The sequence below is a fragment of the Micromonospora sp. NPDC005087 genome (genome assembly GCF_042872965.1).
Taxonomy (GTDB): domain Bacteria; phylum Actinomycetota; class Actinomycetes; order Mycobacteriales; family Micromonosporaceae; genus Micromonospora.
In genome coordinates this window covers 373,775-387,807 of sequence record NZ_JBIALB010000004.1, presented here as the reverse complement: position 1 = coordinate 387,807, position 14,033 = coordinate 373,775, and the positions used below count along the sequence as shown (strand labels likewise).

At 73.0% G+C, this 14,033-nt stretch carries 11 protein-coding genes; 4 read left to right on the top strand and 7 right to left on the bottom strand.

Annotated elements, in window-relative coordinates:
• The first annotated feature begins 44 nt into the window (after window positions 1–44).
• Both ACFYPS_RS12925 and ACFYPS_RS12920 read left to right on the top strand, forming a co-directional pair.
• On the top strand, window positions 45–1,061 hold the full coding sequence (locus tag ACFYPS_RS12925) for a GNAT family N-acetyltransferase (protein ID WP_354963672.1): 1,017 nt from the start codon (window positions 45–47) through the stop codon (window positions 1,059–1,061).
• A gap of 93 nt (window positions 1,062–1,154) precedes the next feature.
• Window positions 1,155–4,433 carry a lamin tail domain-containing protein gene (locus ACFYPS_RS12920; RefSeq protein ID WP_387324485.1) on the top strand — a complete coding sequence of 1,093 codons (3,279 nt, stop codon included), beginning with the start codon at window positions 1,155–1,157 and terminating at the stop codon, window positions 4,431–4,433.
• Between the two features lie 89 nt (window positions 4,434–4,522).
• On the opposite strand, the gene ACFYPS_RS12915 is transcribed toward ACFYPS_RS12920, so the two are convergent.
• From ACFYPS_RS12915 to ACFYPS_RS12890, 6 genes are all read right to left on the bottom strand, one after another.
• Entirely contained in the window at window positions 4,523–5,026 is a 504-nt protein-coding gene (locus tag ACFYPS_RS12915; RefSeq protein WP_354963633.1) for a helix-turn-helix transcriptional regulator, read from the bottom strand.
• A gap of 264 nt (window positions 5,027–5,290) precedes the next feature.
• The gene (gene hemB / locus ACFYPS_RS12910) at window positions 5,291–6,274 is read right to left on the bottom strand and encodes a porphobilinogen synthase (protein WP_354963632.1); all 984 of its coding nucleotides are present in this window, start codon (window positions 6,272–6,274) and stop codon (window positions 5,291–5,293) included.
• 21 nt (window positions 6,275–6,295) lie between these two features.
• Window positions 6,296–7,876: a uroporphyrinogen-III synthase gene (locus ACFYPS_RS12905; protein ID WP_354963631.1), complete on the bottom strand. Its 1,581-nt coding sequence runs from the start codon at window positions 7,874–7,876 to the stop codon at window positions 6,296–6,298.
• A complete protein-coding gene (gene hemC / locus ACFYPS_RS12900) occupies window positions 7,873–8,841 on the bottom strand; it encodes a hydroxymethylbilane synthase (protein ID WP_354963630.1) in 969 nt (322 codons plus the stop codon). Before hemC ends, ACFYPS_RS12905 begins: the two co-directional genes overlap by 4 nt.
• A complete protein-coding gene (locus ACFYPS_RS12895) occupies window positions 8,838–10,235 on the bottom strand; it encodes a glutamyl-tRNA reductase (protein ID WP_354963629.1) in 1,398 nt (465 codons plus the stop codon). Before ACFYPS_RS12895 ends, hemC begins: the two co-directional genes overlap by 4 nt.
• A complete protein-coding gene (locus tag ACFYPS_RS12890) occupies window positions 10,232–11,002 on the bottom strand; it encodes a redox-sensing transcriptional repressor Rex (protein ID WP_354963628.1) in 771 nt (256 codons plus the stop codon). The genes ACFYPS_RS12895 and ACFYPS_RS12890 overlap by 4 nt, the downstream gene beginning before the upstream one ends.
• A gap of 367 nt (window positions 11,003–11,369) precedes the next feature.
• Between ACFYPS_RS12890 and ACFYPS_RS12885 the strand changes: the two genes are divergently transcribed.
• Window positions 11,370–12,668 (top strand): sensor histidine kinase, encoded by a 1,299-nt coding sequence (locus ACFYPS_RS12885; protein ID WP_354963627.1) that lies wholly within the window; start codon window positions 11,370–11,372, stop codon window positions 12,666–12,668.
• A gap of 58 nt (window positions 12,669–12,726) precedes the next feature.
• Window positions 12,727–13,380 (top strand): response regulator transcription factor, encoded by a 654-nt coding sequence (locus ACFYPS_RS12880; protein WP_074314799.1) that lies wholly within the window; start codon window positions 12,727–12,729, stop codon window positions 13,378–13,380.
• On the opposite strand, the gene ACFYPS_RS12875 is transcribed toward ACFYPS_RS12880, so the two are convergent.
• Window positions 13,361–14,023 (bottom strand): HAD hydrolase-like protein, encoded by a 663-nt coding sequence (locus tag ACFYPS_RS12875; RefSeq protein ID WP_354963626.1) that lies wholly within the window; start codon window positions 14,021–14,023, stop codon window positions 13,361–13,363. The two genes, ACFYPS_RS12880 and ACFYPS_RS12875, sit on opposite strands and share 20 nt — an antisense overlap.
• Between the last annotated feature and the right edge of the window lie 10 nt (window positions 14,024–14,033).

Sequence of the window (14,033 nt, the reverse complement as noted above, 5' to 3'; positions counted from 1 at the left end):
GGACACTTCCCCCGGGCAGCTGTTAGCGGCAAGCTAGACAGGTGATGGTGCGCGAGTGGGACCCCAGGACCGCGTCGTCCGCCGAGATCGCGTCGCTGCTGGACACGCTGAACGCGGTTCTGGCGGTCGATCTGCCGCAGGACCCGCCGTGGCGGGAGGACTCCCTGCGGGAATACCTCGCCGAGGTGATGCCCGGTGAGCGGCGGCTCTCCTGGATCGCCCAGGCCGATCCGACCGACCCCGGCGGTCCGGGCGCGGTGCTCGGGCAGGTCCACGTGCTGCTCCTGGGCGACATCGGCGTGCTCGAAGTGCTGGTGCACCCGTCCGTGCGGCGCGCCGGGCTCGGCCGTGACCTGGTGCTGCGCGCTGCCCGCCGGGTCTACCAGGAGGGCTTCCGGTCGATCGGGGTCGAGGTGGTCGGCGACACGCCGGCGGTGGGCTTCTACGAGGCGCTCGGCTTCACCCGGGAGTACGTGGAGACCCGCAGCGTGCTCGACCTCTCCACGGTCGACTGGACCGAGCTGGCCGGAATGGCCACCGGCATCGGCGCGGGCTACCACCTGGAGTTCTTCCCCGGCGGGCCGCCGGACGACCTGATCGAGGCGTACGCGCGGGCCAAGGCGGAGGTGCGCGACGTCGACGACGGCGAGCTGCGCCCCAGCTCCTACGACCCGCAGCGGCTGCGGGACAGCCTGGACACCCTCCACCGGCGGGGCATGAAGCCGTACATCGTGCTCGCTCGGCACGAGCAGAGCGGCGAGGTGGCCGGCCTGACCGAGGTGGTGGTGCCGGCCCAGCACCCGACCCGCGCCGACCAGTACGACACGATCGTCGCCCAGGACCACCGGGGCTACGGCATCGATCGAGCGATCAAGGCCCGGATGCTGCGGGAGCTGCGCTCCGCCGAGCCGGAGCTGGCCGAGGTGCAGACCTGGAACGCCCAGGCCAACGAGGCGATGCTCAAGGTCAACGCGGAGCTGGGTTACCGGCCCGACCGGGACTGGTGCGAATACAGCGTCGACATCGCCGAGCTGGTGCACCGCATCGATCCGCCACGCTGAAAGAATTCACGAAACTGTCCAATGGGGGATGGACGGTGGACAGTCGCGCACCTTAACGTGCGTTGATTCCCATCCACCCATCGTGGAGGCCCTATGCGCCCGCGCCGCACAATCGCCGCGCTCGCGACCGCCACCGTCGCCGTGACCGTCACGGCCCTCGGCGTCGCACCCACCGCGGCAAGCGCCGCACCCACCGACCTGTTCATCTCGGAGTACGTCGAAGGTTCGTCGAACAACAAGGCGATCGAGCTGTTCAACGGCACCGGTGGTGCCGTCGACCTCACGACCGGCGGCTACCAGCTCCAGCTCTTCTTCAACGGCTCCGCCACGGCCACCAACATCGCGCTGACCGGGACGGTGGCCGCTGGCGACGCGTTCGTGTTCGCCAGCGCCTCGGCCGGGTCCGCCATCCTCGCCCAGGCCGACCAGACGACCGGGGCGAGCCTGTTCAACGGTGACGACGCGATCGTGCTGCGCCGGGGCACCACGGTGCTCGACTCGATCGGCCAGGTGGGTGTCGACCCGGGCACCGAGTGGGGCACCGGCGTCACCAGCACGGCCGACAACACCCTGCGTCGGCTGCCCGCCGTGACCGCCGGTGACACCGACCCGTCGGACGCGTTCGATCCCGCCGCGCAGTGGGCCGGCTTCCCGGTCGACACCTTCGACGGGCTCGGCACGCACACCGTGGACGGTGGTGGCCCGGTCGACGCGCCGGCCACGCTGACCTGCGGCGGGCCGCTGGTCACCGCTGCCGGCACGGCGGCTACCCGTGAGGTCACCGCCACCGACCCCGATGACACCGTCGTCGACCTGGCGGTGAGCGCGGTCAGCCCGACCCCGGCCACCGGCTCGATCACCCGCACCGCGCTGACCCCGGCCGAAGGGCTGGGTGGCACCGCCCGCGCCACGGTCAGCGCGAGCGCCGACCTCGCCGCCGGGGCGTACACCGTCACGGTGACCGCGACCGACGCGGGCGGCGGCACCGCCAGCTGCGCTCTGGTCGTGCAGGTGACCCGGGAGCTCACCGTCGGCGAGGTGCAGGGCCCGACCACCGACGCCGAGTCCGGCCCGACCGACCGGTCGCCGCTCGCACCGGCGAGCGGCAACGGCACGAGCAGCACTTTGTACGACGTACGTGGGGTGATCACCCAGTTGACCCTGGCCCGCACCTCGGCCGGGGCGGAACAGCACGGGTTCTTCCTGCAGAGCCGCACCGGCGACACCGACGGCGACCCGACCAGCTCCGACGGCATCTTCGTGTTCATGGGCACGTTCACCTCGTTGATCGGTGGCTACGTGCCGACGGTCGGCGACGAGGTGGTGCTCCGGGCCCGGGTGTCCGAGTATTTCAACTTCACTCAGCTCTCCGGTGCCTCGCTGGTCCGCCGGATCGCCACCGGCCTGGACGTGGCCACGGCGGTCGCGGTGACGGACGCGGCCCCGCCAGCTGAGCTGACCGACGCGCAGCGCTTCTGGGAGCGGCACGAGGGCGCCCGGCTGCGGGTACGCGCGGGCAGCGGCGCGGTGAGCGGTCGGGACGTCTTCTCCTCCACCGCCGACGCGGAGCTGTGGGTGGTCGACCGGGACGACCCACTGTTGGACCGCGCCGACCCGTACGCCCGGCGGGTGTTCCGGGACTCCCACCCGCTGGACAACGACCCGACCCGTCGCTTCGACGACGGCAACGGCCAGCGGGTGCTGCTCGGCAGCATGGGCGTGAAGGCCACCGCCGGGGTCAGCACCGCGCTGCTCCCGCCGGCGCACACCTTCGACACGCTGCGCGCGGACGCGGTGGGCGGGGTCTACTACTCGTTCGAGAAGTACGGCGTCCAGGTCGAGCGGGCGGAGTTCGACGCCGGGGCCGACCCGTCGAAGAACAACCCGCCGAAGCCGGCCGACCGGTCGCAGGAGGTGGCGGTCGCCACCTACAACGTGGAGAACCTTTACGACCACCGGGACGACCCGTTCGACGGCTGCGACTTCACCGGCAACGCCGGCTGCCCGGGCGTCAACCCGCCGTTCGACTACGTGCCGAGCGGTGAGGCGGACTACCGCGAGCACCTCACCGCGCTCGCCGACCAGATCGTCAAGGACCTGCACGCGCCGGACCTGATCCTGGTGCAGGAGGCCGAGGACCAGGACATCTGCACGGTGTCCGGGGCCGCGCTGGCCTGCGGCGACACGAACAACGCCGACGGCGCCCCGGACACCATCCAGGAGCTGGCGCTCGCGGTGGCGGCGGCCGGCGGTCCGGCGTACGCCGCTGCCTACGACCGGACCGGCGCGGACGCCCGCGGCATCACGGCCGCCTTCCTGTACCGCACCGACCGGCTGTCGTTGGCTGCCGCGACGGCGACCGACCCGCTGCTGGGTTCGGCGCCGACCGTCCAGTACCGCGCCCCGGGGCTGCCGGCCAACGCCGACGTGCAGAACCCGAAGGCGCTCAACGCGGTGCTGCCGGCCGACGTGGACACCTCGACGGGCCGGGACGGGAACAACGTCTTCACCCGGGCTCCCCAGTTGGGCAGGTTCAGCGTGGCCGCGACGCCGGGCTCGGCGGAGCGGTTCACCCTGTACGCGCTCAGCAACCACTTCTCCTCCGGCCCGGACAGCCGGGTCGGGCAGCGTCGGGAGCAGGCGGCGTACGGCGCGGCGATCGTGACCGCGATCGAGGCCGCCGACCAGAACGCCCGGGTGGTCTACGGCGGGGACCTGAACGTCTTCCCCCGCCCGGATGATCCCATCGCGACGGGCAGCCAGCCTACCCCGTCGGACCAGCTCGCCCCGCTCTACGAGGCGGGCCTGCACAACCTGTGGGACAACCTGGTCGCGGACACCCCGTCGGCCGCGTACTCGTACAGCTTCGAGGGGCAGGCGCAGACGCTCGACCACCTGTTCGTCAACGACGCGCTCTACGGTGACCTGGTGCAGGTGCGGGCAGCGCACGTCAACGCGGACTGGCCCGCGGAGTTCAGCGGCGACGGGTCGCGGGGCTCCAGCGACCACGACCCGCAGGTGGCCCGGTTCCGCTCCCGGGCGTCGCTGACCGTCGCCGACACAACGGTGGTCGAGGGCGACAAGGGCACCCGGCAGCTCACCTTCACCGCCACCGTGTCCCGGCCGTTGTCCCAGCCGGTGCTGCTCTGCGCCGCCACCCTCGGCGGCACGGCGCAGGCCGGTTCGGACTTCGACCCGTACGTCGGCTGCCGGACCCTGGCCGCTGGGCAGACCTCGCTGGCCTTGCCGGTGACCGTGCGCGGTGACCGGAAGCGGGAGGCGGACGAGAGGCTCACGCTGCTGGTGGCCGGCGTGCCCGGCCTGCGGCTGGCCGACCCGGCGGCGACCGGCACCATCACGAACGACGACTGACCCGTTTCTGCTCGTTCGCTGGTCCGAGCGGGCCGTCGTCCAGGTTTGCGCCGGACGACGGCCCGCTCGCTCGTTCCCGGCGTCAGCGGTCAGTAGTAGTCGTGGATGGCCGGCGGGGGTGGCAGATGACGGTGTTGCGCGACCCGTACCTCCCACTGGCTGCGTCGTCGCCGCGCCTCCCGATCCGCCGAGGAGCGGTGATAGGTCTCCGGCGGCCGGGCCAGCCCGTAGATGTCCGCCCACCACTCCCCCGGCTCCGGGTCGAGGATGGTGTCCAGATGTGAGGGGTAGCGGCGACCGGCGCCGTCGTGAATGTCCTCCCGGTCGGCCATCGGCAGAATCACCCGGCCGTTCTGGTCGACCACGGCGATGTAGAGCCCGGCCGCTGCGAGGAGGCGCTCCAGCACGGCCAGGCTGGGGGTCAGGCTGCCCGCTTCGACCCGCCCCACCGTCGAGGGCGAAACTTTGGCGAAGCGAGCCATCTGGTGCTGGCTCAGCCGGACGATCCGACGTGCCCGGCGAACCAGACCGGCAATGGGAAATTGACCGACGGTGGGACCGGTGGGAGAAGGAGGATCGAGTGCCGACGCCATTCGGCCACCGTCCCCGGTAGTGCCACCCGAGCTCAATCCCTGTGGATAAACCTGTGGACACCCGGCGGGGGCGGGGGCCGAGGCGGAGGCGGAGGCGGGGGCGGAGGCGGGGGCGGAGGCGGGGGCGAGGGCGTGGTTGGCGCCCTTTGCTCTGCTTCAACGGACGCAACAGCCGGACCCGAAAAGTGTTGCGCCCGTTGAAGCAGAGCAAAGGGGGGTCGGGGGGGCGCGATGGGGGCGCGCGAGAGGCCCGCTACCGGCCGCTCAGTAGCGCTCGCGGAGCAGTCCGGCGGCCTCGACAGCCCAGTAGGTGAGGATGATCTGCGCGCCGGCCCGCTTGATCGAGGTGAGCGTCTCCAGCATCACCCGCTCGCGGTCGATCCAGCCGTTCGCGGCGGCCGCCTCGACCATCGCGTACTCACCGGAGACCTGGTAGGCGGCGACCGGAACGTCCACCGCGGCCCGCACCGCCGACACCACGTCGAGGTAGGGCAGCGCCGGCTTGACCATCACCAGGTCGGCGCCCTCGGCGACGTCCAGCGCCACCTCGCGCAGCGACTCGCGCAGGTTGGCCGGGTCCTGCTGGTAGGAGCGCCGGTCGCCCTCCAGCGCCGACTCCACCGCGTCCCGGAACGGGCCGTAGAAGGCCGAGGCGTACTTCACGGCGTACGCCAGCACGGTCACGTCCTGGTGCCCGGCGGCGTCGAGCGCCCGGCGCACGACGCCGACCTGGCCGTCCATCATCCCGGACGGCCCGACCATGTGGACCCCGGCGGCGGCCTGGGCCACCGCCATCTCGGCGTACGCCTCCAGGGTCGCGTCGTTGTCCACCTCGCCGCCCGGGGTGAGCAGGCCGCAGTGCCCGTGCGAGGTGAACTCGTCCAGGCACAGGTCGCTCATCACCACCGTGGCGTCGCCGACCTCGGCCACCACGTCGCGGATGGCGACGTTCAGGATGCCGTCCGGGTCGATGCCACCGGACCCGGTCGGGTCACGATGCTCCGGCACACCGAAGAGCATGATCCCGCCGACACCGGCCTGGACCGCCTCGACCGCCGCCTTGCGCAGCGAGTCCCGGGAGTGCTGGAGCACCCCCGGGAGCGACGCGATGGCGCGGGGCTCGGTCAGCCCCTCCTTGACGAACATCGGCACGACCAGCTCGGCCGGGTCGACCCGCGTCTCGGAGACCAGCCGGCGGATCGCCGGGGTGCGGCGCAGCCGGCGGGGCCGGATCTCGGGGTACGACATGGGAGCCCCTCCTGAAGACGACTACCGGAAGCGCAGGGCGGTCGGCCCCTGCACCTTCGAGCCGCGACGCTGCTTCGCCGGCATGGCGGCGAGCTTCTCGCGCAGCTCGACGGCGTAGGCGGCGAGCGCCTCCACCAGGTCGGGCACCGAGGCGTGCGGCGGCTGGACGTCGACCCGCAGGCCGAACTCCGTCGCGGTCTCCGCCGTCTTGGGCCCGATGACGGCAACAACGGTACGCGCGTGCGGCTTCCCCGCGATGCCGACCAGGTTCCGCACGGTGGAGGACGAGGTGAAGAGCACCGCGTCGAACCCGCCCGACTTGATCGCGTCCCGGATCTCGGCGGGCGGCGGCGCGGCCCGGACCGTCCGGTACGCGGTCACGTCGTCGACCTCCCAGCCACGCTCGGTGAGCCCGGCGGCAAGCGTCTCGGTGGCGATGTCGGCGCGCGGCAGCAGCACCCGGCCCACCGGGTCGAGGATCTCGTCGTGCGGCGAGAACTCGGCCAGCAGCCCGTCGGAGGACTGTTCCCCGGCGGGGATCAACTCCGGCTGGATGCCGAACGCGCGGACCGCGTCCGCCGTCGCCTCACCGATGCAGGCAATCTTGACGCCACCGAAGTGCCGGGCGTCCAGGCCGTGCTCGGCGAACTTCTCCCAGACCGCGCGGACCGCGTTCACCGAGGTGAAGATGACCCAGGCGTACCGGCCGTCGACCAGGCCCTTGACCGCCCGCTCCATCTGCGCCGGGGTACGCGGCGGCTCGACCGCAATGGTCGGCACCTCGCACGGGATCGCCCCGTACGCGCGCAGCCGGGCGCTCATCACGCCGGCCTGCTCCTTGGTCCGCGGCACCAGCACCTTCCAGCCGTACAGCGGGCGGTTCTCCCACCAGCTCAGCTTGTCCCGCTGGCCCACAGCGGCGCCGACGGTGAGCACCACCCGGCCGGTGAAGCCGAGCGCGGCGGCCACGAAGCTGTCGACGGTCGACGTGGTCGTGTACTGGGTCTCGCCGGTGCCGTCGCCGGTCACCCCGACGCCGGTGGTGCCGTCGACCCCGGCGGCCAGCAGCCCGTCCCGGACGGCGGCGAGGTCACCGGCGTCCACCGCGACGGCGAGCGAGCCCCGGCCGACGGCTGCGGCCAGCGCCTCGAAGTCCAGAGCGCTGACGTCCTCGACGTCGGCGGCGGTACGCACACCCGGCAACGGGACCCCCGCGTAGGTGGCCACGCCCTCGGCCTGACCGACCCCGGGCACCACCTCGAAGTGAGCGGCGGTGCGGGCCACCGCCTGCACCTCCTTGACCACCGAGTCGTGGCCGAACGGGTCGCCGGCGACCAGGTGCACCGCGTTCAGCCCGGACCGGGCCGCGGAGATCAGCACCTTCGCCACGTCCCCCGGCGCGCCTTCGGCCGGGGTGAATTCGGCGTCGTCCCTGGCCTCGGCGCGTACGACGGCGAGCAACGACTCCGGGACTCCCCGGTCGTAGATCACCTGGTCGGCGTCGACCAGGGCGTCGTGCGCCCGACGGGTCAGCAGGCCCGGGTCGCCGGGGCCAGCCCCGACGAACGCGATACGGCCGACGGGCTTACGGGTGCGGGTCATTCTGTGCTCCCAAATTGCTGGGTCCCCGAGCCGGTGTTTCCTTCCTGGCCGAGGATCGAGTCGGCGCCGAGGTCGAGGAGTTCGGCGGCGAGTGCCTTACCGATCTCCGCCGCGTCGGCGGGCGTTCCGGTGCGGGACAGCCGGAGGTCACGAGTGCCGTCCGGGCTGATCACCGCCCCGCGCAGGTAGATCTCATCGCCGGCGTCACCTTCGGCGAGTTCCGCATAGGCGGCGACGGGTGCGCTGCACCCGGCCTCCAGGGTGGCCAGCAACGCGCGCTCCGCGGTGACGGCGGCGTGCGACGGTGCGTGGTCGAGCACGGCGAGCAGCTCGACCAGGTCCTGGTCGTCGACCCGGCACTCCACGGCCAGCGCACCCTGGGCGGGCGCGGGCAGCATCAGCATCGGGTCCAGCGTCTCGGTGATCACGTCGGCCCGGCCGAGTCGGGCCAGCCCGGCCCGGGCCAGCACGACGGCGTCGAGGTCGGCCTCGGGGCCGAGCACCCGCGCCAGGCGGGTGTCCACGTTGCCCCGGATCGGGGTGACCTCCAGCTGCAGGCCGAGCGCGTGCAGCTGGGCGATCCGGCGCAGCGCGCCGGTGCCCACGGTGGCCCCGGGCGGCAGCTCGGTGAGCGTCCGGGCGTCCCGGGCGATCAACGCGTCGCGTGGGTCCTGCCGGGCCGGCACCGCGGCGATGTGCAGCCCGCCGGCGGCGGCCGTGGGCAGATCCTTGTAGGAGTGCACCGCGAAGTCGATGGTCCGGGCGGCCAGCGCGTCGCGCAGCGCGGAGACGAACACCCCGACGCCGAGCCGGTGCACCGGCGCGCTGGAGCGGTCGCCGGCGGTGATCACCTCGACCAGCTCCACCGGGCGGCCGGTGGCGGCGGTCAACGCCTCGGCGACCTGACCGGACTGGGCCATGGCCAGGGCGCTGCCCCGGGTGCCGAGGCGTAGGGGGGTGGTCATCGCGCACCTCCGGTGGGCGGGGTCGGGTCGGTGGCGTCCGCGCCGAGCACCGGGTCGATGGCGCTGAACGCCGCGCCGAGGTCGGGTGCCACCACGTCGGGAACGGTGTCCACCGGCGAGGTCTGCGGCACCTGGAGGTCGAACAGCTCGCGCAGCAGGGCTGCGTACTGGTCGCCGCCGGGCTCCGCGGCCAACTGGCGGACCTTGACGGTGGGCTGGTGCAGCAGCCGCTGCACCACGCGGTGCACCGTGCGGGCCACCTCGGCCCGCAGGTCGTCACCGAGGTCGGGGCGGCGCTGGGCCAGCCGGCGCAGCTCGGCGGTGACCACGTCGTCGGCCCGGCCGCGCAGCGCGGCCACGGTGGGCGCCACGTCGGCGCCGCGCAGCCAGGACAGGAAGCTCTCCACCTCGCCGAGCACGATCCGCTCGACGGCGGCGGCGTCCGCGGCGGCCGGACCGTCGGCGAGCAGCGCCGCCATCCGGTCGATGTCGATCACCTCGACGCCGGGGAGGTCGACGACGCCCTCCTCGACGTCGCGCGGGACGGCCAGGTCGAGCAGGACCAGTGGGCCCCGGGCCGGGTCCCGCTCGGCCAGCGCCGCGCCGACCACCGTCCGGTTGAGGACCGGTTCGGTGGAGGCGGTGGCGGCCACTACGATGTCCACTGTGGAGAGCGTCTCGGCCAGCTCGGCCATCGGCACGGCGTTCGCCCCGTACGACTCGGCGAGCCGCGCGGCCCGGTCGGCGCCCCGGTTGGTGACGGTGAGCGGCCCGGCGCCCAGCCGGGACAGCGTGGCCACCCCGAGCGAGCCCATCGCGCCGGCCCCGACAACCAGGGCCGGGTGACCGGCGAGGGCACCGTCGAGGTGCCCGGCGGCCAGCTCCAGCGCGGCGGTGACCACGCTCTGGCCGGCCCGGTCGATGCCAGTCTCGGCGTGGGCCCGCTTGCCGACCCGCAGTGCCTGCTGCATCAGCTCGTGCAGCAGGCGGCCGGCCGAGTCCGCGCCGGTGGCCCAGTGGTACGCGTCGCGCAACTGCCCGAGGATCTGCGCCTCGCCGACCACCATCGAGTCCAGCCCGGTGGCGACCCGGAAGACGTGGTCCACGGCGGCGGCGTCGTAGTGCACGTACAGGTGGCTGGCGAGCGCCGCCGGCGAGCTGCCGGCCTGCTCGGCCAGGACGGCGCAGACGTCGCCGAGCCCGCCGTGGAAACCGGACACGGCGGCGTAGACCTCCACCCGGTTGCAGGTGGAGACGAGTACCGCCTCGGCCACGTACGGCTGGGCGACCAGGCGGTCCAGGGTGCGGGTGAGGTCGGCGGGGGGCACGGCCAGCTGCTCCAGCGTGGCGACCGGGGCGGTCCGGTAGGACGCGCCGACGACGAGCAGTTTCACGTGCCGATCGCCTCCTGGGTGTCGGTGGCCGCGAGCCCACCCGGCAGGGCGGTGAGAGCGGACCCGCCGGTGGCGGGAAGCGCGGTCAGTGACGCCTTGCGGTGCTCGTGGAAGGACAGAATCTGCAGCTCGATGGCGAGGTCGACCTTGCGCACGTCAACCCCCTCCGGAACCGAGAGTACGCACGGCGCGAAGTTGAGGATGCTCGTCACGCCGACCGCGACCAGCTGGTCGGCGACCCGCTGGGCGGCGGCGGCCGGGGTGGCGATCACGCCGATCGCGATGGACTCCTCCGCGGCGATCGCCGGAAGCTCGTCGACATGCCGGACCACCAGGCCGTTGATCTCTTCGCCGACCCGGGAGGGGTCGGCGTCGAGCAGTGCGGCGATCCGGAAGCCCCGGCTCGCGAAACCGTCGTAACCGGCCAGAGCGTGACCGAGATTACCCACGCCGACCAGGGCGACCGCCCTGCGCTGGGTGAGCCCGAGCACGTACTCGATCTGCTCGATCAGCAGCGCGACGTCGTAGCCGACGCCCCGGGTGCCGTACGAGCCGAGGTGGGAGAGGTCCTTGCGGAGCTTGGCAGAGTTGACGCCGGCGGCGGCGGACAGGCCCTCGCTGGAGACCGTCTCGTGGCCGACGTCGGCGAGGTTGTGCAGCGCACGCAGGTATTCCGGGAGTCGCGCGACGGTCGCCTCGGGCAGGTCCGGGAGCGCGGGTACGGCACCGGCGCGGCCGGGCGCGCCTGGGTGACGATGCTGACTCATGAGACTCCGTGCGGTGCGATCCTCGGCCAACTCCGCTGGTCGGCCGCTTATGGACTCCCGCTGGCGACCGAGATTGCCGGCTGTGCTAGCAGGGCGCGTCGGAACTAGAGAGTAGGCGCTTGTGAAGACGTGCACAAATCGCGATCTTGTCGCTGCGCGGCGCGACCCCACCAGCGCCTCCGTTCTGCAAGATCGATCCAGCGGCGTCCGCCCGCACCGCCCGCGTAATTATTGCTCATTCCCGACTTCTCTGACCAATCCCGCGCCCAGGTCGGACAGGCGTGCCGGGACAGGTAGGGACAGCACTACGGAGGAGAGGCAGGGCTTCGGGATGGGGTGGCGGACCCGGGCTGCCTAGCCTTTGGGCATGACCGCCGTTGCCGCCACCAGCGACCAGCCGACGCTGGCACCGAGCATCCCCCGCCAGCTCTTCGTCGACTCCGGGTACGTGCTGCTCGGCCTGCCCCTGGCCCTGACCAGCTTCGTCGTCCTCGTGGTGGGCCTCGTGGTCGGCGTCGGGCTGGTGGTCACGGTGATCGGCCTGCCGATCATCAGCGGCACCCTGTACGCCGCCCGCGGGCTCGCCGACATCGAGCGGCTGCGGCTGCCGGCGGTACTCCGTCAGCCCCGGATCCGGCCGCACTACCGGCTGCCGGAGGCGGGAGCGAACGCCTGGCGGCGGATCTTCGTGCCGATGCGGGACGCCCAGTCCTGGCTCGACGTGGCACACGGCGTGCTGCGTCTGATCGTGTCGGTTGTCACGTTCGTGGTGGCGCTGGCCTGGTGGGCCGCCGCGGTCACCGGCTCGCTCTACTGGGCGTACGACTGGACGCTGCCGCGCGGCGACGGCGAGGGCGACCTCGCCCAACTGCTCGGCCTCGGCGACTCGACCACCGCGCGGATCGGGCTGACCACCGCGATCGGGGTGTTCTTCCTGATCACCCTGCCGATCGTGATCCGGGGCTGCGCGCTGCTCCAGGCGAGCTTCGCCCGGGCCATGCTGACCGGGGTGGCCGAGATGCGGGACCGGATCACCGTGCTGGAGGAGCAGAAGCGCGCCGCCGTCTCCGCCGAGGCGTCCGCGCTGCGCCGGCTGGAACGCGACATTCACGACGGCCCCCAGCAGCGCCTGGTCCGGCTTGCGATGGACCTCAGCCGGGCCCGGCAGCAGCTCGCCTCCGACCCGGAGGCGGCCGGCCGGACCATCGACGAGGCGGTCACCCAGACCCGGGACACATTGGCCGAGCTGCGGGCGCTGTCCCGGGGCATCGCCCCACCGATCCTGGTCGACCGGGGCCTGCCCAGCGCCCTGGCCGCGCTCGCCGGCCGGGGGCTGATCCCCATCGAGCTTCAGGTGGACCCGCAGCTCGGCACGCCGGGCGGGCGACTCGACCCGGCGGTGGAGAACACCGCGTACTTCATGGTGGCCGAGGCGTTGACCAACGTCGCCAAACACAGCCGGGCCACCGAAGCCACCGTCGCACTGACCCGGCAGGGCAGCCGTCTCCTGGTCCGGGTGGGCGATGACGGGCAGGGCGGTGCGCACCTGGCCAAGGGGCACGGCCTGGTCGGCATCGCCGACCGGGTGCGGGCCGCCGGCGGCGAACTGGCCGTCGTCAGCCCGACCGGCGGGCCCACCGAGATCCGCGCGGAGCTTCCGCTGTGAGTTGGCGGACACCGCGTCGAGCCCTCCCGGCGGGCCGGACGTGGTAGACAACACAGCCATGCGCATCGTGATCGCCGACGACGCCGTCCTGCTCCGCGAGGGGCTGGTGCGGCTGCTGACCGAGAGCGGACACCAGGTGGTGGCCGCCGTCGGGGACGGCGACGCGCTGGTCGAGGCGGTGGTGGAGCACCGGCCGGACGTGTCGATCGTCGACGTTCGGATGCCCCCGTCGCACACCGACGAGGGGCTGCGCGCGGCGGTGGAGGCCCGCCGGCTGGTGCCGCGTACCCCGATCCTGGTGTTGTCCCAGTACGTCGAGGTCTCGTACGCCGACGACCTGCTCGCCACAACCGGTGGCGCGGGTGGCGGTATCGGCTACCTGCTCAAGGACCGGGTGGCGGCGATCGACGAGTTCCTCGACGCGCTGCGCCGGGTGGCGGCCGGCGGCACCGTGCTCGACCCGGAGGTGGTCGGTCAGCTCTTCGCCCGACGCCGCCGGGACGACCCGCTGCGCGAGCTGACCCCGCGCGAGCGCGAGGTGCTCGCTCTGATGGCCGAGGGGCGCTCGAACACCGCCATCGCCCGCGCCCTGGTGGTCAGCGACGGCGCGGTGGAGAAGCACGTGCGCAACATCTTCACCAAGCTCACCCTGCCACCGGACACCGAGCAGCACCGGCGGGTGCTGGCCGTCCTCACCTACCTGCGGAACTGACCTCCCGGGCCAGGGTCACGGCGTCGGTGAGGGTGTCGGCGACCGGGTGACCGGAGGCACGCAGCCGGGCCGGGTCGGTGAAGCCGCCGGTGTAGAGCACCGCCCGGCCACCCACCGCGAGCGCCGCGTCGGCGTCGTCGATGGAGTCGCCGATCAGCACCACCGACGCGCCGTCCACGCCCAGCTCGGCGAGGTGCCGTTCGAGCGACTCCGCCTTGCGGCCGCCGCCGACCGTGGCACGCAGCCCGTCCACCCGGGTGAAGTGGCCGGTCAGCCCGTAGGTGTGCACGGTCGGCACCAGCTCCTCGTGGAACCACATGGAGAGCAGGCTCTGGTTGCCCGGCCAGGTGGCCATCGCGGTCCGCGCGTCAGCGGCCAGCTCGCAGGTGGTCAACCCGCTGCGGTACGCGTCGTGGAAGATCCGGTCCAGCCGGCCGAACTCGTCGTCGTCCACGGCCTGACCGAGCACCTCGGCGTAGTACTCGGCGATCGGCCGGCGGAACCGCACCCGGTGCTCGTCGGAGGTGACCACCGGCCCGCCCACGCTGGCGAACGCCGCGTTGGTGGCCGCGACCACCAGGCTGAGGTCGTTGAGCAGGGTGCCGTTCCAGTCCCATACGAGGTGGGGGCGTGCAGGGGTCATCAGAGCACCA